Origin of the sequence: Peribacillus frigoritolerans, assembly GCF_030676415.1 — a bacterium.
Classification (GTDB): Bacteria; Bacillota; Bacilli; order Bacillales; family DSM-1321; genus Peribacillus; species Peribacillus frigoritolerans_A.
Map to the genome: position 1 here is coordinate 379,302 of NZ_JAUUTW010000001.1, position 20,782 is coordinate 400,083.

At 38.4% G+C, this 20,782-nt stretch carries 18 protein-coding genes, 1 tRNA gene, 1 rRNA gene and 2 pseudogenes; 12 read left to right on the forward strand and 10 right to left on the reverse strand.

Features of this window, described 5'->3' with window-relative positions; all coding sequences use genetic code 11:
• Positions 1-311 precede the first annotated feature (311 nt).
• Positions 312-476 (forward strand): hypothetical protein, encoded by a 165-nt coding sequence (locus Q8G36_RS01845; protein ID WP_305158692.1) that lies wholly within the window; start codon positions 312-314, stop codon positions 474-476.
• Positions 477-1,062: 586 nt separating this feature from the next.
• Complete coding sequence (locus Q8G36_RS01850; protein ID WP_305158693.1) at positions 1,063-1,488, forward strand: hypothetical protein; 426 nt, start codon at positions 1,063-1,065, stop codon at positions 1,486-1,488.
• A gap of 85 nt (positions 1,489-1,573) precedes the next feature.
• Here the strand turns inward: Q8G36_RS01850 and Q8G36_RS01855 are convergent, their stop codons facing one another.
• Positions 1,574-1,804 (reverse strand): helix-turn-helix domain-containing protein, encoded by a 231-nt coding sequence (locus tag Q8G36_RS01855; protein WP_305158694.1) that lies wholly within the window; start codon positions 1,802-1,804, stop codon positions 1,574-1,576.
• A gap of 916 nt (positions 1,805-2,720) precedes the next feature.
• On the opposite strand from Q8G36_RS01855, the gene speD reads away from it, so the two are divergent.
• Both speD and Q8G36_RS01865 read left to right on the forward strand, forming a co-directional pair.
• Entirely contained in the window at positions 2,721-4,043 is a 1,323-nt protein-coding gene (gene speD, locus Q8G36_RS01860; RefSeq protein ID WP_305158695.1) for an adenosylmethionine decarboxylase, read from the forward strand.
• 261 nt (positions 4,044-4,304) lie between these two features.
• Complete coding sequence (locus Q8G36_RS01865) at positions 4,305-5,147, forward strand: hypothetical protein (protein ID WP_305158696.1); 843 nt, start codon at positions 4,305-4,307, stop codon at positions 5,145-5,147.
• Between the two features lie 46 nt (positions 5,148-5,193).
• Here Q8G36_RS01865 and Q8G36_RS01870 read toward each other — a convergent pair whose 3' ends face one another.
• The 5 genes and pseudogenes from Q8G36_RS01870 to Q8G36_RS01890 form a co-directional block, all read right to left on the reverse strand.
• Complete coding sequence (locus tag Q8G36_RS01870) at positions 5,194-5,727, reverse strand: 1,2-dihydroxy-3-keto-5-methylthiopentene dioxygenase (RefSeq protein WP_305158697.1); 534 nt, start codon at positions 5,725-5,727, stop codon at positions 5,194-5,196.
• Between the two features lie 33 nt (positions 5,728-5,760).
• The gene (gene mtnB, locus Q8G36_RS01875; RefSeq protein ID WP_370694007.1) at positions 5,761-6,444 is read right to left on the reverse strand and encodes a methylthioribulose 1-phosphate dehydratase; all 684 of its coding nucleotides are present in this window, start codon (positions 6,442-6,444) and stop codon (positions 5,761-5,763) included.
• Positions 6,434-7,108, reverse strand: a complete 675-nt coding sequence (locus tag Q8G36_RS01880; RefSeq protein ID WP_305158698.1) for a 2-hydroxy-3-keto-5-methylthiopentenyl-1-phosphate phosphatase — start codon at positions 7,106-7,108, stop codon at positions 6,434-6,436. The genes mtnB and Q8G36_RS01880 overlap by 11 nt, the downstream gene beginning before the upstream one ends.
• Before the next feature lie 2 nt (positions 7,109-7,110).
• Positions 7,111-8,331, reverse strand: a complete 1,221-nt coding sequence (locus Q8G36_RS01885; protein WP_305158699.1) for a 2,3-diketo-5-methylthiopentyl-1-phosphate enolase — start codon at positions 8,329-8,331, stop codon at positions 7,111-7,113.
• A gap of 64 nt (positions 8,332-8,395) precedes the next feature.
• Positions 8,396-9,511 (reverse strand): annotated as a pseudogene (locus Q8G36_RS01890) (pyridoxal phosphate-dependent aminotransferase).
• 198 nt (positions 9,512-9,709) lie between these two features.
• On the opposite strand from Q8G36_RS01890, the gene mtnK reads away from it, so the two are divergent.
• The 6 genes and pseudogenes from mtnK (at position 9,710) to Q8G36_RS01920 (ending at position 16,465) form a co-directional block, all read left to right on the forward strand.
• Positions 9,710-10,942 (forward strand): S-methyl-5-thioribose kinase, encoded by a 1,233-nt coding sequence (mtnK, locus tag Q8G36_RS01895; RefSeq protein WP_305158700.1) that lies wholly within the window; start codon positions 9,710-9,712, stop codon positions 10,940-10,942.
• Positions 10,932-11,993 carry an S-methyl-5-thioribose-1-phosphate isomerase gene (mtnA, locus tag Q8G36_RS01900; protein ID WP_305158701.1) on the forward strand — a complete coding sequence of 354 codons (1,062 nt, stop codon included), beginning with the start codon at positions 10,932-10,934 and terminating at the stop codon, positions 11,991-11,993. The genes mtnK and mtnA overlap by 11 nt, the downstream gene beginning before the upstream one ends.
• Before the next feature lie 113 nt (positions 11,994-12,106).
• Positions 12,107-13,321, forward strand: coding sequence for a methionine adenosyltransferase (gene metK, locus Q8G36_RS01905; RefSeq protein ID WP_305158702.1), 1,215 nt, complete (start codon positions 12,107-12,109; stop codon positions 13,319-13,321).
• Positions 13,322-14,133: 812 nt separating this feature from the next.
• Positions 14,134-14,528 (forward strand): annotated as a pseudogene (locus tag Q8G36_RS01910) (VOC family protein).
• Positions 14,529-14,552: 24 nt separating this feature from the next.
• Positions 14,553-14,924 carry an MmcQ/YjbR family DNA-binding protein gene (locus Q8G36_RS01915; protein WP_305158703.1) on the forward strand — a complete coding sequence of 124 codons (372 nt, stop codon included), beginning with the start codon at positions 14,553-14,555 and terminating at the stop codon, positions 14,922-14,924.
• Positions 14,925-15,262: 338 nt separating this feature from the next.
• Entirely contained in the window at positions 15,263-16,465 is a 1,203-nt protein-coding gene (locus Q8G36_RS01920) for a PLP-dependent aminotransferase family protein (protein ID WP_305158728.1), read from the forward strand.
• A gap of 452 nt (positions 16,466-16,917) precedes the next feature.
• Here Q8G36_RS01920 and Q8G36_RS01925 read toward each other — a convergent pair whose 3' ends face one another.
• The 3 genes from Q8G36_RS01925 to Q8G36_RS01935 all read right to left on the reverse strand — a co-directional run bounded on the left by Q8G36_RS01925 (position 16,918) and on the right by Q8G36_RS01935 (position 18,876).
• Positions 16,918-17,460: a hypothetical protein gene (locus Q8G36_RS01925; RefSeq protein WP_305158704.1), complete on the reverse strand. Its 543-nt coding sequence runs from the start codon at positions 17,458-17,460 to the stop codon at positions 16,918-16,920.
• Between the two features lie 302 nt (positions 17,461-17,762).
• A tRNA-Ala gene (locus Q8G36_RS01930) sits at positions 17,763-17,835 on the reverse strand.
• 333 nt (positions 17,836-18,168) lie between these two features.
• Complete coding sequence (locus Q8G36_RS01935) at positions 18,169-18,876, reverse strand: MgtC/SapB family protein (RefSeq protein ID WP_305158705.1); 708 nt, start codon at positions 18,874-18,876, stop codon at positions 18,169-18,171.
• 145 nt (positions 18,877-19,021) lie between these two features.
• Between Q8G36_RS01935 and Q8G36_RS01940 the strand changes: the two genes are divergently transcribed.
• Positions 19,022-19,927 (forward strand): DMT family transporter, encoded by a 906-nt coding sequence (locus tag Q8G36_RS01940; protein WP_305158706.1) that lies wholly within the window; start codon positions 19,022-19,024, stop codon positions 19,925-19,927.
• Between the two features lie 32 nt (positions 19,928-19,959).
• Here the strand turns inward: Q8G36_RS01940 and Q8G36_RS01945 are convergent, their stop codons facing one another.
• The gene (locus Q8G36_RS01945; RefSeq protein ID WP_034310479.1) at positions 19,960-20,145 is read right to left on the reverse strand and encodes a hypothetical protein; all 186 of its coding nucleotides are present in this window, start codon (positions 20,143-20,145) and stop codon (positions 19,960-19,962) included.
• A 437-nt stretch (positions 20,146-20,582) separates the two neighbouring features.
• Between Q8G36_RS01945 and Q8G36_RS01950 the strand changes: the two genes are divergently transcribed.
• Positions 20,583-20,782: ribosomal RNA gene (locus Q8G36_RS01950) — 16S ribosomal RNA — on the forward strand; the annotation flags it as partial.

The window sequence follows — 20,782 nt, forward strand, 5'->3', positions numbered from 1 at the left end:
AATTTGTCGGTTATGGACAAATGAAAAGGTTTACATTCTTTCTTGTATGTTCAGATCAAACGAAGGTTTATATTTTAACTTAAAGAGAAACGCTAGATGTAAAGCGTTTAGCAGGAAGCCATGATGTGGATGACATCAATGAATGCATTTAAAAGTGGAAACTCGACCATAATCACCCAATGCGTTATAATGAACCTTATTTAACAGAATGGGTCAATGTCCAAGAAAAAACGATAAATGAAGCTTTCAGAAGTAAAATGGATGTAAAACGGTAAAATTAAGTCGCATCGGCAAGCCGGGGAGGATAAGGGATGGATGCTGTACTTGAAGAACTTAGAGAAACATCAGGATTGATAATAGGATTAATAATGGCCTTGGTAATATTGGGGCTGATCGGTTATGCCCTTACGAATGTACATGAATCCATTGTGTCACCTGTGGTTCAGTTCATAAAGAAAATGGTTAGTCGAAAGTAGCTCAAGCGGAATACATACCCTTTTGTCCCTAATCAATCAAGCCCCGCTTGAAGAAGGTGCAACCGTGTATGTCTATAATAGTAGGAAGTATGTGAATGAATTTCAAAAAGAAATCGCTATATATGAAGTGTCAAAGCAATAGATACGGCGAAAAATAAGAATGAAATTACGAAAGGGAAATAAATCTTTTCCTTTCAGATTTGAAATCAATAGATAACCTCAACAAAAAAAATCCCTCACTTCTAATTAGAAGTGGGGGATTTTAAATATTAGATTAATAAAGAATCATGATAGTAGTAGAGATAATGGTTTCGAAGAGCTCCTTTGTCAGCTCGCGTATTTGCCTCATCGAATAATGCTGATTATTTTCTTCGGAAGGATCGCGCTTTGGGGCTTGAAGCAACAATCTGTTTTTTGGGGGTTTAAAGCCAACCTCCCAAGCATGGTCACCCAATCCCTTGCTACTGCTGCTAGAACCTGAAAATTTGACCTCGAGGATTCATTTATTAATATGTAATATTTTGTAAATTATTTTATCATATTCCATTTGAATGACCTTATACTTAAAGAAAAGGGAGGCGTTAATATGGGATTTTGGAAGGACACAATGAAACGGAAAATTAGCCTCGATATACTTGCGGGCGGGAACGATTTGAACTTAACGGGTAAGGAAATACCGGCGGGGATTCGCTCAGCTGTAATGATGGAGTCAGACCAGCGCGGCGAGGTAGTCATTAATATTCCTTTCTTATCAAAGGATAAGTGGCGGATTGACGGTATTGAGTGGGAAGAGAGCGCTCGTCGTAGCGGAGGCAAAGCAGCAGGAGGCTCAATCCTCGGAGCGGCTCTCATAGGACCGATCGGCACAATTGCTGGAGCTGTAGTCGGAGGACGTCGTCGTGATAACTCGAAAGCTTACGTTTACCTAATGAATCCGAAGACGAACGAAGAGATCGTCTTGCATATAAGGTGTACCAAAAAACAATACAAAGAAATATCTGCGTTCATGTAATGTAGCAAAGCCCCGACCTTAAGTGGAACCGTCCGTTTGGGTCGGAGCTTTTTTGGCGTATAAACTTCGAATATTCAGCGCATCCTTAAATATTAAAATAGTCATCTGCCTTTGCGTCAGCATCTATACTTCGAACCGCCTTCATGATTTTCTTTAATACTCCGGCTGACGGCACATACTTAGGATCGCTGCAAACCCTGCTTATTGTATTGCGTGAGATTCCAGACGCACTTACAAACTCCTCTTGTGTATACCCGTGCTTATCTATTAATTTGCCGACCTTACTCCGCTGCTTTCCTTTCCCGAATCTAAACATTTCGCGTACCTCCTAGCATTTTTTTACTAGCAGTCTCGTCTATCTTTCACAAAAATATACGCATAGTTTCGCAAATAATTGATATCACGGACAAACGGTAAGTAATATTATTTGGGAACGTAAGGCGTTACGATGACGTAAATAGCACCGTTACGCTGAACGGATATTTAACGTCTGTAAACGTTGGTAAATCTAAGTATGGAGCATAGCGGGATCGAACCGCTGACCTCTACGCTGCCAGCGTGAGGATGAAATTTCCTGTAGTTTCTAAAATGTCCTTACATGTTTTTATATCACGATTTTATGGAGATTATTAATGCTTAAATGAACTGTAGTTTCCGATAGTTTTCGGTGGCGTGTGACCACGATGTGAATAGAGTGTAACCGAATTTTGTAAGAAACCTAGATAAAATTTAATGCAAAATATTAAGAATTTAAGTTGTGATAGTATGTCAAAAAATAATTTCACATTCTTGTTAAATAACTGGAGAAAAATATAAATATGATGGATTTGGACCAATGACAAAAAGAATTTAGTGGTCAAAGTGGTAATCGATTAAATCATGTTTGTTGATTCAAAGAGCTAATATTGAGCTTAGGGGGAAAGATGCCTCTAGGCTATTTTGAATCTAATATCAAGTTCTTATTGCTCTGTCTCCGTTTGAAAACATCTTTACAGCTCTTTGTTTTGTATAGATATTTATCGTATCAAAGTCAAAACAACCTTCATTTTAAATACATTTTATAAAATAAGATATATGCACAAACTCATTAAATTGGATAAACATATAGTATTTATAGAAAGACAAGCACAGAGAAATGAATGAATTTGAAGTGTATGTGGTTTTTATTAGGAGGTTAGAAGCTTATCCCACTATAACAATAATTCTGTTATTACTAATAAGGAAGTGATTTCATGGATACGAAAGGTCAACATCTGATTATCGATGCATTTGAATGTCAGTCTGCTATTCTGAATAATGCAGAACAATTAAAAGAATTACTGACAAAAGGAATTGAACATATAGGGATGGAGATTTTATCAACGCATTTTCATTCTTTTTCACCTCAAGGCGTCACTGGAGTTATTGGTATTTCAACTTCACATTTTTCCATTCATACATGGCCGGAACATGGATATGTGGCATTGGATTTGTATACATGTGGTAATCAGGAGATATGGCCTACAGTAAAGGAAATTCTGAAAAAAATAGAAGCTAAGCGTGTCGAAGTTTACGAGCTCTCTCGTGGAGAAGAATCGAAAAACACTTCTACAATGAAAAAATTAATCCTTACTTCAGACACTGAGACTACCGAAAAGGGGAACTCACGGGAGTTATTACAATTACAAGACGACCGAGGAAACGATTGGGACATGAAGCAGTTAAAAGAAATAATCGCAGGAAAACACGATGTTCTTTATCATGGGTCCAGTCAATATCAAGATATACTATTAGTTAAAGCCAATGATCTTCGCTTGTATTTAGACCAAGAGTTACAGTTTTGTTCCCTGGATGAACGGCATTATCATGAAGCGTTAGTTTACCCGGTAATGGAGATGGCAGCGTCCCATGAACGTATTCTCATTTTAGGCGGGGGCGATGGTCTGGCATTGCGGGAAGTTCTTAAATATCCAAAAGTAAAACATGTTGATTTTGTTGATATTGATCCAATTATCATTCAACTTGCGAAAACTGAACCAGCACTATTAGCTCTAAATAATGGGGCTTTTTTAGATGACAGGGTGCATGTTCATATTGAGGATGCCAAAAAATTTATTACAAGGGAGCTGCAAGCATATGATGTAATTATCATTGACTTTCCAGATCCTGTTAACCCTATCCTTAGTTCATTATATACAGAGGAATTATTTAGCCAGGTGGCTAACCATTTATCGAAAGATGGTGCATTAGTTTGTCAGTCTGGTTCACCGGAGGATGCACCGAAGACATTTTGGAGCATTGCTGAGACCATTAAAAAAGCTGGCCTCATTACTCTGGAATATAATGTGACTGTTCCCTCATTTGGTTTATGGGGATTTCATTTAGGAGCACATAAAAAATTGGCAAAGAAAATACCTCAAATCTCTGTCCCTCATCAAGCACTTCCTGCCAACATGGAACCCTTGTTTAAGATTCCTTCAGAAATTATGTCCGTACGAAAGGATGCGGTTATAAATAGCTTAGATAATCTAAGATTACATGAGTTATATGAACAGGAAATGAAAGATTGGAGTTAAATAGGCTAGTTCTCTATTTTATTTTTATATAAGTTCAGCTTAATTTCTAGACATAACCAATTCTTCTTGCTTAATAAATCAAGGAAGAGGAACAATTCTTATGTCGATTTAATAAGTCCAACAAATATAGATTCCTCGTGCTGGGGGCTTTTGAGTTTTCCCCCTTTTAACTCAGTTTAAGTCATAATATTTATGGTGTTGGAATAATATAAATTTGGAATAATTGTGATTTAAGCCTCTGAGTTAGAAGGTGAAATAATAGTGAAATTAATTAATGAGAAAGGTACACCTTGGGGGGATAAGAAACAAAAAAATAAGACAATAATACCTTTAGATTTTTCTGAAATCCAAGAACAGTCTTTATTTATTGGAGTTAGCTTAGCCTCCAGTTACCATCATAATGAAAGAGATTGTATTGTACTCATGTATAAGGATAGAACAAATTGGGAAATGAAAACGAATAATAACGAAGATGCGTTCGAATTTTTGTACCGTAATATTAAATTTTTTTCTAAAAACAGGTATAAAAAAGTGAAGGGTTCTTTTTTAAAGGAATATCTCATTTTCACGATAGGTGCTTGTTTAAGCACTCCAGTAAAACCGGAATACTATATTCGCGATGTAGATGTGGAAAAAAATGATTGTAATCAGATTAATCCAAGATGGCAGCCAGAAAGTTATCTTAAGATTAGTGACTGGCTAAATCATTTTCCAATATCGGGAGCATCAAAGAGAGTTTATTTAGAAACAAGCCCTCATAAAAATTTTCCGTTTAACAAAAAGGAAATAAGAGAAATGGAAAAAGAAAAGGATTTCTTAGTAGAAGTATGTAAAAAAATCGTTGGACTTTCAAGTTCCATACAAAATATCAAAGGATGGAATGAGGAAAATTTCAAGGATGAATATTATAGGGATGCTTTTGTATCCATGTTAGTATCAATCGCTTATACGAGGTGGAAATCAAACGATAAATCAGGAAGGGATGATTTCTTGAAAGTCATTGTGGATCATGATGGTCTATATTGGCTTCTTGATCACGAATCCCTTAATCAAAAACAAGGTACTATAAATATGGAGAAGCCTCTTTCGGATGAAAGAGGCTAATCACGTATCTTGATTTCTTTGTTTAAAGTCAATATATGAATTTCTATTACGATTTGAACTCGGGATCTTCATAAGAATGAGCAACCCAGCCTGAAGCATCAATAAACAAGCGAACGGCTACAACTTTGCGATTTTCCATTAAAGTAAAGAAATGGGGTATATTTACCGGAACAGAAATCACATCTCCAGCAGATAATTCTACATCGAAATACCCGGAATTCCCCTTGATAGTAAAGATTCCATTTCCTGCTGTGATGGCACGTACTTCATCTTCGGTATGAACATGTACTTTTTCAAACTTCTTTAGGAGTTCGTCTAGATTAGGAGTTGCATCGGACAATGCAACAATATCCCATTCTTTATAGCCACGTCGATTTGCAAGGGACCTAATTTCAGAATCAAAGATGTTAAGAATCTCTTCTTTTTTCTCATAAGACAGTATAAATGTGTCACGTAGATCATTGGGTATTTTTCCTGTATCCCAATGTTCGTAAAGAACGCCTTGTTCATTCAAGAATCTTTTTACCTCTTGTTCTCCTGTTAGTCTTTCATTAGTATTTCGTATTCGAATGTTTGCCATAGTAAAAGTCCCCTTTTTTAAAGTTTATTAAGTTTATTTGAATTTTTTTAGAAAATACATATTGGTTTGATATTCAAATAGAAATTCAAATGCCTCTAAATGACGTTTAGCAGTAAAGTCACTATCTCCCCATACATAGATTCCGTGGTTGCGGATTAATACTCCCGGTACCTCGGGTTGGATTACCCGAAGGATTTCTTCTGCTAATTTAGGGATGCTGGAATAATTTTCTATGACGGGAATTGATATGGAAGCTTCTTCTTCCCAAATATCAAAAGCTTTAATCAGTTCATGGTTTGTAAAGGTAATCTTTCTTTGATCACCGTATAGTTCCGAAATGAGATTATTATATATAGTATGGACATGAAAAACCGCTTTACAATTAGGAATCAATTGATAAATGGAGGTGTGAATTAAAGCTTCAGCAGAAGGTTTTAAATTGGTAGGAAATACAGGGTTTCCATCCGAATTAATTACAAGAAAATCTTCAGGAGTATGAATCGATTTGTCTTTTCCACTAGAGCTTATGGCGATTATTGGCTGGTTATTTTCAAATGAAGAACCTTTTACAAGAACGGATATGTTACCACTCGTTGCTGGAAACCACCCTCTTTCCGATAGGGTTCCTTTAACTTTTTGTAATGTTTTAAAAGCTTGTTGGACTGCTTCAAGGTTAATTTTTTTAAAATCATTTTTGGTTATAGGTCTACACCTCACTAATTGGAATTTGGTTTAAAATGTTTATCACATCGAAAAAGGAATGAAACTCTTTGTAAGGAAGAGAGTGTTCTTTACATTTCTGTAAAAGAAAATCTCTTGCTATGACAAGGTCAGCCATTTTAGCGATGGCCAAATCTGTGATGCTGTCTCCGATGACAATATTCATAGAATCGTTAGTTGAAAGTGAACGGAGAATACTTGGTTTGCACATTCCACAATCATTGCTACATTGTGTATCACAAGAAAAAGGCCATAGAATTTTGATTTGTTTGCCGCTAAAATCACTGGAATTGCAAAAGATGTCATTTTGGGGGATGTGGTATTGCGATAAAATAGGGTAAACGAAAAAGTCAATTCCTCCACTAGTAATAAGTAGACGAATATTGTGATCCTGACAAAATTGAATAAATTTATCAAAACCCGCTCGAATTTTGGCTTGTTTTATAGCGTAATGAACGATTTCTTCTCGGTATGCAGCAGGTAATAATAAAAACATGTGTCCCACTCCTTCTCGGACGCTCATTTTTCCCGCTAAAGTATCATTTTTGATCGTTTCCCATCCAGGCGGATTAAAATATTTCATAATATTGATAATGTTATCATTTATTGTGACTGTTCCATCAAAATCGCAAAATATAACCATTTTTTTGAATGAGTCCATGGTTATAATGCACCCCATTTTTGTATCGCTGAACGAAGCTCAGGAGCGTTTTCTGCTGCTTTCTCCAGAGAAAGACCTAAAACGGCTGCTTGAATCGCATCAATAAAGGCTTTTCCTCCAGCTGAAGTGCCTTGAGGATGTCCATGAATTCCCCCACCTGCATTAATAATGGTATTTTCACCAAAATCTCGATATAGTGCTGGAACTAGACCAGGATGAATTCCTGCAGAAGGTGTTGGAAAAGCGGGACGATGAATATGGTTTGGACATTGTAGTTGTTTTGCTATATCGAGAGCTACATCTTTTGGCATGGCTACAGAACCGTAAGGAGACGGATAAAGAACAATGTCGGCACCGGATAAACGCATTAATTTTCCTAGTAGCAATTGAGCTGAAAGCCCGTAATAAGGTGATTGATAAAAAGCACCGGTAAAGGCAGGGTGGGCTATGATCGGAATATTGACATCAGGATCTGCGGATATCCGGTGGAGGACATCAAATCCATATGGAGCCACATTCAGTAACAAGCATGATGCTCCTGCTTTAGACAATTGTTTTGCCTGTTCAACTAGAAGAGTAACTGGTCCGGTTAAGTTAACGGCATAAAGTACTTTTTTTCCGTTTTTTTCTTCTTGACGTTTATTACATTTTTCAAAAGCTTCTATTCGCTTCAAAACAGGTGCATAATCATCCCGCAAGAAAATCTCGTCATCTTTTACAAGGTCGACTTGTCCATTAATTTGGTTTTGATATTCCCTTTCTAGTTCATGAAGAGGAAGCCCGATACATTGTTTGAAGATACTCATTAATAATGGACGGTCGTGTACGCCTAACAGCCTTCTTATTCCATCAATTCCAAAGCGCGGACCTGGAAATTGGGAGAGAAGAGAATCTGGCAAGTGCAAATCTATTAATTTAATTTGACCGTCCATTGATAATTTACCAAAGACCGTTGTGAGGATAGAGGGTATATCTGGATTCATATTAACAAGGGGGTAACCAATCATTAATAGCGCCTTAGGTATACCATTTGAATCGGGATTTAACACTTTTACTTCGATTACTTTTCCTAAGTGCGGTATCATTTGTTCTTTTTTGGTGGCTGGGAGATCAGTCCAAGTCCCGACAGTAAGTCCTACAGCGATTTCTTCTGCTTTTTTGTGAAATTTAAGATTGCCATGAACTAAATAGGTAGCGATCAGATAATCTTGGTCAACAGTCACAATTGGTTCAACTCCGAATATAAGTTTGTATAGGTCTTTAAAAGATAGACAATTTGGAAATTCGTTACACAGCTTCCCGAATACGTTCCTCTTCAGCAAGAAATCCGATTCGAACATATCCCTCTCCGTGCTTGCCAAATCCGATTCCTGGAGCTACGACAACTTTCGCTTTTTCTAATAGGGTCTCTGCAAATTGGCTTGATGTGTATCCTTGTGGAACAGGAACCCAGGTAAAAAAGGAGCCTTTAGGAACCGGAGTATTCCAACTAAGTTTTTTTAATTCTTCAAAAAGGGCATTGCGTCGTAATTCGTAAGTGGCAACAAGTTCTCGGACGCACTCTTGAGAGGAAGTCAGGGCTGTTATAGCTGCTTCTTGGATTCCACCGAATAGGCTGACAAAATAGTGGTCTTGAAGTTCATTGATTAAGCGAATCAGCTCTTGGTTACCAAGAGCAAATCCAATGCGCCACCCTGCCATATTATAGGTTTTTGACAGCGTGTAAAATTCGAGACCAACATCCTTAGCACCTGGACGGGATAAATAGCTGATAGGTTTGTGCCCGGCGAAACCGATTGCTCCATAGGCAAAATCGTGGGCAATGATAATATTGTTTTTCTTTGCAAAGGAAATGGCTTCATCAAAGGAGGAACTAGTCGCACAAGCTTCTGTTGGGTTTGATGGATAATTAAGAAACATTAATTTTGATTGTTTGCACTGGGAAGATGTAATTTTTGGGAAATCAAAAAAATCCGTTTGGAAAATCTAATGCCATAGGGACCATCTGAGCACCAGCAATAGCAATTCCTGACCAATAATCTGGATAGCCTGGGTCAGGAACGAGAGCCATGTCACCTGGATTGAGCAAAATTTGTGATATTTGTATGTGGCCGGTTTTGGATCCAAACAGTATAGCTACTTCCTTCTTTGGATCCAATGTAACTCCATGTTCGTTCTGATACCAAGTACATATAGCTTCCTTTAGTTCATTTTTCCCGGAAAATGGTGGATATTTATGATTAATTGGATTTTCGGCAGCTTTTTGTAATGAGTGAATAATATGAGGTGGGGTAGGCAGGTCAGGGTTACCTTGTCCAGATTAATAACATCATACCCTGCATGAATAAACCCATTCACTTTCCCAACTAATGTAGAGAAAAATTGATTTGGTAGGCGTTCCATTTGAGTGGATGCTTTGATTATAAATTGGTTATTTTGAATAATTAATCACCTCTTCTTTAAAACAGCATATGATGAGATAACCTTTTTAGTGAATAAACAAACAAAAATCAATTATTTGTCTAACTTTAGTTTATGTCATTGCAAACACATGATCATTTATACTCGTGAAAAAATTGGGGGAAAGGAAAGAGGAACTCAATGTCAAACTCAGGTTATCACGTGCTTAGTGAGCTAGAAACCATACAATATGTTAAGAAGATTCCAGGTTTATTTTCAGAAAATGCTCTATTAACTTGCAAGGAATTGGGGGATGGAAATCTAAATCTAGTATTTCGTATAACGGAACAAGGTTCGTCAGGTAAAAGTTTAATTATTAAACAAGCACTTCCTTATGCTCGCGTCGTAGGGGAGTCCTGGCCGTTAACATTGGACAGGTCCCGTATTGAGAGCGATGCATTAATGATACAAAATATACTTTGTCCGGGCTTAGTTCCAAAAGTCTATCTTTATGATAAAGAAATGGCCCTAACTATCATGGAGGATTTATCGACACATATCAATATGCGCAAAGGACTCATTACTCGCAATCAGTATCCTCATTTTGCAAAACACATAGGCACTTTTCTAGCTAGGACTCTCTTTTTAACTTCAGATTTAGCCTTAGAGCCCCAAGATAAAAAACAGAAAGTCGTGAAATTTATTAATCTAGAATTGTGCAAAATAACAGAAGATCTTGTGTTTACTGACCCGTACTACGACGCAACATCAAATCAATTTAACCCGCTAATGGAGGAAGTAATAAAAGAAATTTGGGATCATGCGGAGCTTAAACTTGAAATTACAAAGTTAAAAGAAAGATTCCTCACTCATGCTCAGGCACTGATCCATGGAGATCTTCATACAGGCAGCATTATGGTCACAGAAAAGGACACGAAAGTAATTGATCCAGAGTTCGCCTTTTATGGACCAATGGGTTTTGATATTGGAAATGTGGTTGCCAATCTATTACTTAATTTTTGCGCACATGAAGGATGTACTCTAGATCAAAAAGAAAGGCTTCAATACCAGGATTATCTATTAAATATAGTAGAGGAAATTTGGACAATCTTTGAAAAAGAATTTAGAGCTTTGTGGAAGGGAAATGAGAGTTCGTTCTATGCGTCCGTACAGGGATATGATGATGATTATATACTGCGTTTACTTCAAGATACTTTAGGATATGCGGGCTGTGAAATGATGCGACGAGTAATCGGTTTAGCCCATGTTCCTGATTTAGAAAGCATAGACGATCCTAAATTAAGAGCAAAAGGAGAAAGATTAGCCCTTGCCATTGGACAACAATTGGTATTGAGACGGGAAACAGTATGGACGATTTGTGATCTCACCGCTTTAGTCAGGTACATTAAAAATAGGGAGGTAGATGAGGATTAAGAAGTTTATTCAATCCATTCAGTGGAAAAAAGACCAACTCATTTTACTGGATCAAACCCGTCTGCCAGAAGAAACGGTGTTTTTGTCTCTATCTACTATAAAAGAGGTTTGGGAAGCCATTCGATATCTTAAAGTACGTGGCGCTCCTGCTATAGGGATGGCGGCTGCCTACGGTCTCTATTTGGGAGTTCAAAAAAGTCAAGAAAAAAGTGTAAATGCTTTCATAACGGATTTAGAAAAAAAATCGGAGTATTTAGCAACAGCAAGGCCGACAGCTGTTAACTTGTTCTGGGCATTGAACCGTTTAAAAGAAAGAGCTTGTCAGGGACAGAAAAAAGGATTAAATGTAGATTTTATTAAGAGAAATCTCCTCGAAGAAGCGTTGAAGATTCAGGAGGAAGATGAGAGAGTCTGTCGACAAATTGGTGAACATGCTCTTAGTTTATTTAAAGACGGTATGGGAATTCTCACGCATTGTAATGCAGGAAGTTTAGCAACTGCTTTATATGGAACTGCAACAGCTCCTTTTTATATCGCTAAAGAACAAGGGTGGAATTTAAAAATATTTGTCAATGAAACTCGTCCTGTTTTGCAGGGGGCACGTCTTACTACATGGGAGTTGCAAAAGGCTGGTATTGATGTCACCCTTATTTGTGATAGTATGGCAGCTGTGGTGATGGCTAATCAGTCGGTACAAGCTGTTATTGTTGGAACGGACCGGGTGGCTGCCAATGGGGATGTGGCTAATAAAATTGGAACCTATACGGTAGCTCTTTTAGCGAAAGCTCATGGAATACCATTTTATGTGGCGGCTCCATTATCTTCGGTTGATTTAAGCACCCCCACTGGAAAAAACATCCAAATAGAAGAACGTTCGGAAGCTGAAATTACGGTTGGATTAGGAAAACGGATTGCACCACAAGGAATTAAAGTGTATAACCCTGCATTTGATATTACGCCTTATTCACTTGTAACAGCCTTTGTGACCGAAAAAGGTATTGTTTATCCTGATGCGGAAGGTCAGTATGACAGTATACTTCGAAATTTATGATAAGTTCCTGATGGAGGAACTTTATATTTGAAACTTTCTATTAAATTGTTGAAAAACTTAGGCATAAAAGATAAATAGTATAAATAATTGTTAGTTTGGGAGTTGAGAAAGTAATGTATAAAAAACAACGGCATCTTTTTACATCAGAGTCGGTTACTGAAGGTCATCCTGATAAAATGTGTGATCAAATTTCGGATGCTGTATTGGATGCTATATTTGAAAAAGACCGAAATGCCCGTGTTGCTTGTGAAAGTTCAGTTAGTTCAGATTTGGTTGTTTTATCCGGAGAAATTACAACGGACTGCGCTGTAGATTTCTTGAAAATAGTAAGAGAAACTATCCGGGAAATCGGTTATACCAACTCTGAATATGGGCTTGATGCTGATACATGTAAGATTTTAATAGCACTGAATAAACAATCTCCTGATATAGCTATGGGAGTTAATCAAGCTCTAGAAGCACGTGAAGGTTTAATGAATGAGGACGAAATAGAGGCAATTGGTGCTGGAGATCAAGGATTAATGTTTGGATTTGCTTGCAATGAAACCGAGGAGTTAATGCCATTGTCAATTTCTCTATCAAACAAACTGGCTAGACGTTTAACAGAAGTGCGAAAAAATGGGGTAATCAGTTATTTGCGTCCAGATGGAAAAGTTCAGGTTACTGTGGAATATGAGGACACAAAGCCTATTCGCGTTAATACAATTGTAATTTCCGCACAACATGATCCTAACGTAGAATTAGAACAAATAAAAAAAGATGTGCAGAAACATGTAATTGCTTACGTGGTACCACCTGAGTTGCTTGACTCTAACACGAAATATTTTATAAATCCGACTGGACGTTTCGTTATTGGTGGACCAAAGGGAGATGCAGGCTTAACAGGCCGTAAAATTATTGTTGATACGTATGGCGGATATGCACGTCATGGTGGCGGTGCCTTTTCGGGAAAAGATCCAACTAAGGTTGATCGTTCGGCAGCCTATGCAGCACGTTATGTAGCTAAAAATATTGTTGCAGCAGGGTTTGCAGACAAATGTGAAGTTCAACTGGCTTATTCGATTGGAGTAGCTTCCCCTGTTTCAATAGCTGTTGAAACGTTTGGTACTGGAAAACTAGAAGAAACAAAAATCGTTCAACTAATAGGTAAATGCTTTGACCTTCGCCCTGCAGGAATTATTAAGATGTTAAATCTCCGGCAACCAATTTACTTTCAAACTGCTTGCTATGGACACTTTGGAAGAACGGATATCAAATTACCTTGGGAAAACACGGATAAGATAGAATTATTAAAAAAAGAGGCAGAAAAAATAATTACAGAGAATTGAAGATTTTTAGACCACTTAGAAAGAAAAAAAGATTGATACAAGGGTTCAATGTGTAGAGAAAGAGGTGCTTTTTAATAACAACCTTTTTTTTACTATGAACTTTTTTAGTGCATTAGGATTTGATCAAATCGTACTTCTACTCCCCACGCTGGGAGCGTAGAGGCCGCGGTTCGATCCCGCTAAGCCCCCTATTCGAAAACCCTTGATAATCAAGGGTTTTTTCTTTTTATCTACCGCTTCTCCTTTAAGGAAACTTTACTTATTAAAGTGATTTATGGTTTCCGATAGTTTTAGATAGTACGTGACCAAAATGTGACCAGAGTGTGACCAGTTTTTTGTGGGAATATGCTATTGCTGTATATAAATTAGTAGGATTGTGAGATGTGATGGTATGCCAAATTAGGTTTATCGCAAGAAAGTATTTTTCTAGGGGAGTAATAGTTGAACGGACACTCCCTATTACCTCCGACAAACATTAAAATGCTGAAGGGGCGGTATAAGACAGAATGCTTCCACAGTCGATTCATGTGGAGTGAGTGTCACAATTAATTTTATTAAAATAATTGTGTAGATATGTAGAAGGGGCTGGGAGCCGATTCTGTTGGTAGGAACTAACTATATTTGAAAAACGGTTCCTTTGGTCTTTCTAAGAAGTTATGACAGGATGTATGATGAGACTCTAAAAATTGATTTAATCTCAACTAAAAATAATATATTCTTATGATAATTGAATTTATTTCCATATCCATTATAATAATTAATGAGAATAATTTAAGGAAATGGTTAACTCTTGTGAAAAATTGGAGGAAATCATGGGAAGGTTAGTTCATTTCGAAATTCATGTGAATGACATGGACCGGGCAAAGTAGTTTTATGGAGAGGTATTCGGATGGTCATTTCAAGATTGGAGTGATTATGCAGGAATGCCTTACTTTGGTAGCGGTAACTGGCGATAAGAATGAACCTGGGATCGATGGTGCTTTGATGCAGCGTCAGTGCTCCGCCGGAAACAAACCAAGCTTTAAATGCATTTGCTTGTACAATGGGAGTGGAAAATTACGATTTAACGGAAGCTAAAATTTTTGAGAATGGCGGCAATGTCGCAATGCCCAAATATGCCCTGCCTGGAATGACGTGGCAAGGGTACTATATTGATACCGAAGGCAATATATTCGGAATTCATCAACCCGATGTTAATGCAAAATAGATTTGATAATAGGTGAATTAAAACATGAAATTACAAGACACGGCAGGCATGCTTGAAAATGTACGCAATATCTGTCTTGCGCTGCCCGAAACTGTTGAACATATTGACGGTTTCGGTCACAATGCTTTTAAAATCAATAGAAAATCCTTCGTGATTTCAGGTGAAAGCGAGAAAGGGTTCAGCTTGTCGTTCAAGTCAGATCGGGAAACTCAAGAATTATTGCTACAGAAAGAGAATTTTTTCAAAACCCCGTATATAGGACATCATGGCTGGGTCTCTATTCAAAACCCGGATAAGGAAAACTGGGATGAATTGACCGATCTAATTCAAGAAGCCTATATACGTGCGGCACCGAAGCGTTTGGTTAAGAAATGGAATGAGTTGCATAAAAAGTGAAGAAAGGCGGATGATCTGCTTTCTTCACTTTTTCGTTCTTTTATCAGCTTTACAGATACTCATAGATAAAAATAAGGATATCATCTATACACACATAGTTTAAAGAAAAAAGTTCCTATTGCATTGGAGCAGCCAAGAGAGTTCAGGAATTTGTAAATTATAAAGAGGAATTGTTGTCTCTCATCTGAGAAAAAAGTTTAAAATCAATTTAAGGGTGTTTCTACAAAAGATTGATGATTATCTGCGGAAGTTTTTGATTTGTCTCATAAAAAAATCAGCAATCTACAAAATTGTGAGAATCAATCAAGGCTCGTTTGAAGGAAAGGTGTATGGTTGAAGTGAATGTTGAATCTTTTTTTTCTGAAAACATTAAAGCGGCACTTAAGAATGATCCTCCCGGTGCATGGATGCCAAATCTGCCAGATGATTGTATTCGCTTGAGTTCAGGCTATCCGGATCCTGCTCTCGTTCCTGCTGAGGAACTCAAGGTAGCTGTAGCCAGACTTCTTGATGAGGAGCAGGATTTACCGCTCCATTATCTCGGAAGTCCACGAATTGCAAGACTAAAACACCAAATCCAGAAAAGATTGGGAGAGCGTGGAATTTGCATTTTGGAAGAACAGCTTTTAATTACATCAGGAGCTTGCCAGGGGATTGACCTTATTGCCCGCATTCTTCTTGATGATAAAGCGGTCGTAGCGGTAGAGTCTCCCACCTATATGGAGGCTTTGGAGATTTTTCAAAACTATACGAAGCAGATTATTAGTATACCTATAGATGAACAGGGACTCCAAACATACCGATTAAAAGAAATCCTGGATGAAAGAAAACGTACAGGTCTAACCCTCCCGCGTTTTCTATATACAATCCCAACCTTTCAAAATCCAACTGGGACGACTATGACAATGGAGCGCAGGAAGCATTTATTGGAGCTTTCCATCGAGTTTGATTTCCTCATTCTAGAAGATGATGCATACGGAGAATTATCCTTCGATAAAAATCCGGTGCCAATAAAATCTATTGATGAATGCGGGCGAGTTCTCCAAGTTGGGTCATTATCCAAGGTTGTTGCGCCAGGAATGCGGATTGGATGGATAGCAGGAGAAAGTGAATTTATTAGGGCGTTAGAGTGGTTTAAAAAAGATTTGGACCATCCATTTGCTCAAAGTACAATGGCTGTATACTTAGAAAACACCGATTTTGAGAAACGACTCGACCTTTTAAAAGATGTGTATCGTTCTAAATGTACTGCGTTAATCCGTTCGATGGAACAATTTCTTCCAGAATCCGTTTCCTGGTATGTACCAGATGGCGGTTACTTTGTATGGGTGAGAATCCCTGGTGCTGATACGTCGCATTTATTACCACAGGCACTAGCTGAGGGTGTTTCATATGTTCCAGGGAAATACTTTTTCTTGGATCAAAACGCTGGAACCGAGTTTCTTCGGCTCTCGTTCAGTTATGCCAATGAGAAAGAAATTATCGAGGGAATTCGAAGACTAGGACAGCTTATCGCATCTTATTTTCATAGATTGTCCTGAAGGATTGTTAGTTAGTTGGTTAATTAATCATTGCAATGGTCAACACTCTAAGCTATTCCGAACCTTTTATTGATAATGAATTTGAAATAATGTGAATGCGCCTACTTCTTTAAAGGAGGTAGGTATTTTGTTAATAAAATGAGCGTTTATGACCAAAGTATGATCCGCGCGTTTATTATTTTTTTAGCCAAAGAAAAAAACCCTTGCTGCACAAGGGTTTTCGGATATGGTGCATAGCGGGATCGAACGGTTGACCTCTACGCTGCCAGTTATCTTCTATTACGAAATTAAGCGTCAAGCCTTTCGAAAGTCAATAGTATCAACGAAAGTCAACGACAAGTCACACGTCTATTCAGTACGATATGTCCAATTATATCGTTAGGAACTGTTAGCTGCAGTAGTATGGTACTTTTATCTCCGATTTATTTGCACCGAAATGACCAATGCCCCAATTATTCGCCCTCGAAATCAGTTACACCCCAAGTTTGGTCATAATCATATCCGTTGAAGTAGATATCCAAATCGTGAAACAATCGGTGAAGTTGAACCATTGCGTCACGATTATCTTCTTTGAATACGACGTTCGCATATTCCTCGATTTTCTTGAAGTCCGCCGTTATTTCTTCGTTCTTCACTTTTGCACCCTTCAACGCTTGAAGCACGTCTTCGGCATTCGCTCGTTGTGACCTATAATCCGCCGATTTAACCCGGCCATATCCAAGCGTATCGTTCAAGAATGAATGAGTGTCCGCAATGAACGTGTGACCGTCCCTGCCGTCCGCCAATGTTACAACGTCCTTTACAATTGGTGTGTTCACGACTTCTTGGTCAACATCTTGGGAGGTGTCCCCTTCGTCCGCCGTCACTGTTTCATGTTTCTTTTCGATCGCTTTATAATCATTGACGTTTTCTAATACTGCGAAAGTTCCCCAAGTACCCAATCCGACAACAATTGCAATCCCCAATGTCCAACTGAGAATTTTTTTCCTTTTCATGCAAATCGCCCCTATGTAATTTCCTTTTTTAACCGTAATATAAATAGATTCATATTTTAAGGAATAATCAAAAAATAAAAAACACGCCAATCTGTTATGAATTGACGCTTTCTTCCCTATATGCGACTAACTTTTCGATAATGGTTTCGACATTGGATTCATTCTTTGCTAATTCGTCCTACGAATATTTATCGTAAAGAAAAGACGTGTTATCGGTTTGTTGGTATAGCTGTTACTCGTTCAAGTCAACGAAAACGAAAAACGCCACGAACGTTGTCGTGACGCTGTTTTCGTATAAAGTATGGAGCATAGCGGGATCGAACCGCTGACCTCTACGCTGCCAGCGTAGCGCTCTCCCAGCTGAGCTAATGCCCCGAATTGAGGTACAATAATTATTTTATCGGATTTTGGTGAAAAGTCAATATAAAATATGAATTTTTGCAAAAATAATAAAAAAACCCGTTTAAGGGCAGTCAAACGGTTTCAAAAAGGTTCAGAAAACGTATCTTTCATCAAATGATATTCCCGAACCAACTGACCCAAAGCAACACCTTCAACTCCTTAGTATGGTTTCTATCTAAATTTTATATCGAAGTTGATTGGAGATGAAGGTGCGAGAGACTCCTGCGGGAAAGCGAGTGCCTGGAGCGGAAATCAACGTCCGAATTATACAAGCCATAAAAAAGCCGTAGTCAAACGGCCTTTTTATTATGCATTTTCGATCTCTACCCTTTCAATCTCCTTAAGGTTGGAGACGGTGTAATACACTTCCGATGTTCTGACTTTTTGATCGACCAGAACTTTAAGTGTCAAAAGGTGGGTGTCATTTGCGACATCTTTGATTCTAAGGTTTTTGATGAATATTTTCTCGTCCTTGATTTTTTTCAGTACAACGGCAATGTCATCTTTATTTTGCACGACCAGCTGCAGAAAGATTTCTTTTTGCCGTAACTTCATCGGTCCGAGCCAGGTAACGATTGCGGGCACCAATTCAACACTTATGATCAATAGGATGACGCCGGCTATGGCCTCGAGAAAAAATCCTGCCCCAACGGCGATCCCGATTCCCGCCGCTCCCCAGATGATGGCGGCTGTCGTTAAACCGGATATGCTGTTGTTGTCCCGCCGGAGAATGACGCCTGCACCGATAAAGCCGACGCCTGAAACGATCTGAGCCGCTAGACGCAAGGGGTCCATTGTGATATTTACGTCGTCGCTTCCCGGGAACTTATAAGCGGATTCCATGGAAACGATCGTTAATAAACAGCTGACGATTGAAATGACCAGGCTTGTTTTTAATCCAACGGGTTTTCGTTTCATTTCTCGCTCTAGTCCGATAATTAGTCCAAGGAGAGCTGAAATCCCCAATTTGATAAGGATTTGCAGTTCCGATTGAGGGTCAAATGTCCATTCCATTTTGTTTCACCACTTCCGAATTATTATCGAAGAATAAGGTCGTCTGTTGCCATATACCCGTTTTTCAAAAAAAACTACCCTAATAATTTTAACATAGTAGAATAGAGTTCAATGAAACGTAATTCCGTTGAAAGGAAGAATTTAGATGCAAATGCCAAAAGTGAATCCCTATGTAGCGTTGGCGGTCGGTGTGGCATCCGTATCGTTTTCGGCCATCCTTGTTAAATTGGCGACCGCTCCATCGGGTGTTATTGCCTTTTACCGTTTATTATTTACTGTCCTCCTTATGTTGCCGGTTTTCTTGGTGAAATACCGTCATGAACTTAAATTCATTGAAAAAAAGGATTGGCTGTATTCGATTGCGGCAGGAGTGTTTTTGGCTTTTCATTTTATTTTATGGTTTGAATCGCTTAATTACACATCGGTCGCGAGTTCAACTGTGCTTGTCACCCTCCAGCCTTTGTTCGCTTTTGCCGGAGCCTACCTGTTTTTTAAAGAAAGATTTTCAATGAAGGCGATATTGAGCGGCATCATTGCGATAGTCGGCAGCCTGGTCATTAGCTGGGGCGATTTGAGAATCAGCGGTATGGCGCTTTGGGGAGATATTCTTTCGCTTATCGCATGTGCGCTGGTAACCGGTTATTTACTGTTTGGTCAAAATGTTCGAAAACGCATCTCTTCTATAACATATACATTTGTCGTGTATGCAATCAGCGCTTTCGCATTGTTTTTCTATGTGATCTTCAAGGGAGAGGCATTGGTGCCTTATCCTGCTTCCGATTGGATCTATTTCGTTTTGCTTGCCATTTTCCCGACTTTATTAGGGCATTCTTTATTCAATTGGTCACTAAAGTGGTTAAGCACTTCGACGCTTTCGATGGGAATCTTACTTGAACCGGTGGGAGCGACAATTCTGGCTTACTTCATATTAGATGAACCGATACTCTGGACGCAGGTCCTGGGAGGTACCATCATATTGGGTGGTTTGATGATGTTCTTGAAGGATGAAAAGAAAAGCAAGGTACATAAAGAAGTGCAAGCCACCTTATAAAAGCAGTAAGTCGGGAGACTTACTGCTTTTATTTAATAGGGGTGAAACAAATAGGTGATCCGTGTGAAAATCAAAGCAAAAGTAAAGCTGAATAAAAACGTCGTACCATTCACCTTGCCTTTTTCTCTGCTGAACTTGATGGCTTCATAAAAAGCGGTACTGAATAAGTAAAGGGCCATACTGTAAGAAATGAGTAATCCGATTAATGGCAGATTCATTGTTTCACCTCATGGAAAAAAAGATATCTATATATGACTATTTGTGTTTCTTTGGAAATATGCTTCGTTTATTCATAAAAAAGGAGCTTGGCCCGGATAGCGGGGGAAAGGGTGTGATGATGATGTGAAGAATATATAGAAAGAGATAGGTGAAAATGTTTTTTTGAAAAAGTTTTAAAAAACGTATTGCAAACATTTTTAGTACATGGTATATTATTTCTTGTCGCTAAGACAGCAACTTAAACAGCTAACAAGCTGTTGAAAACATTTTAAAAAAAGTTGTTGACGAAACGTGACAGAATGTGTTACATTATAGAGGTCGCTTCTGAGAGAAACGACAACAAATTGCTCTTTGAAAACTGAACAAAACAAAGCGCCAACGTTAAATTTTAAGTGAGCACACACTATCAAAAAAGCAAATGAGCAAGTCAAACATTTCTTCGGAGAGTTTGATCCTGGCTCAGGACGAACGCTGGCGGCGTGCCTAATACATGCAAGTCGAGCGAATCGATGGGAGCTTGCTCCCTGAGATTAGCGGCGGACGGGTGAGTAACACGTGGGCAACCTGCCTATAAGACTGGGATAACTTCGGGAAACCGGAGCTAATACCGGATACGTTCTTTTCTCGCATGAGAGA

What these genes read in the sequence shown, in the direction of transcription:
- Q8G36_RS01845 (WP_305158692.1), top strand. Translation starts at nt 312, where the DNA reads ATGGATGCTGTACTTGAAGAACTTAGAGAAACATCAGGATTGATAATA.
- Q8G36_RS01850 (WP_305158693.1), top strand. Translation starts at nt 1,063, where the DNA reads ATGGGATTTTGGAAGGACACAATGAAACGGAAAATTAGCCTCGATATA.
- Q8G36_RS01855 (WP_305158694.1), bottom strand. Translation starts at nt 1,804, where the DNA reads ATGTTTAGATTCGGGAAAGGAAAGCAGCGGAGTAAGGTCGGCAAATTA.
- speD (WP_305158695.1), top strand. Translation starts at nt 2,721, where the DNA reads ATGGATACGAAAGGTCAACATCTGATTATCGATGCATTTGAATGTCAG.
- Q8G36_RS01870 (WP_305158697.1), bottom strand. Translation starts at nt 5,727, where the DNA reads ATGGCAAACATTCGAATACGAAATACTAATGAAAGACTAACAGGAGAA.
- Q8G36_RS01880 (WP_305158698.1), bottom strand. Translation starts at nt 7,108, where the DNA reads ATGGACTCATTCAAAAAAATGGTTATATTTTGCGATTTTGATGGAACA.
- mtnK (WP_305158700.1), top strand. Translation starts at nt 9,710, where the DNA reads ATGTCAAACTCAGGTTATCACGTGCTTAGTGAGCTAGAAACCATACAA.
- mtnA (WP_305158701.1), top strand. Translation starts at nt 10,932, where the DNA reads ATGAGGATTAAGAAGTTTATTCAATCCATTCAGTGGAAAAAAGACCAA.
- metK (WP_305158702.1), top strand. Translation starts at nt 12,107, where the DNA reads ATGTATAAAAAACAACGGCATCTTTTTACATCAGAGTCGGTTACTGAA.
- Q8G36_RS01915 (WP_305158703.1), top strand. Translation starts at nt 14,553, where the DNA reads ATGAAATTACAAGACACGGCAGGCATGCTTGAAAATGTACGCAATATC.
- Q8G36_RS01925 (WP_305158704.1), bottom strand. Translation starts at nt 17,460, where the DNA reads ATGAAAAGGAAAAAAATTCTCAGTTGGACATTGGGGATTGCAATTGTT.
- Q8G36_RS01935 (WP_305158705.1), bottom strand. Translation starts at nt 18,876, where the DNA reads ATGGAATGGACATTTGACCCTCAATCGGAACTGCAAATCCTTATCAAA.
- Q8G36_RS01940 (WP_305158706.1), top strand. Translation starts at nt 19,022, where the DNA reads ATGCAAATGCCAAAAGTGAATCCCTATGTAGCGTTGGCGGTCGGTGTG.
- Q8G36_RS01945 (WP_034310479.1), bottom strand. Translation starts at nt 20,145, where the DNA reads ATGAATCTGCCATTAATCGGATTACTCATTTCTTACAGTATGGCCCTT.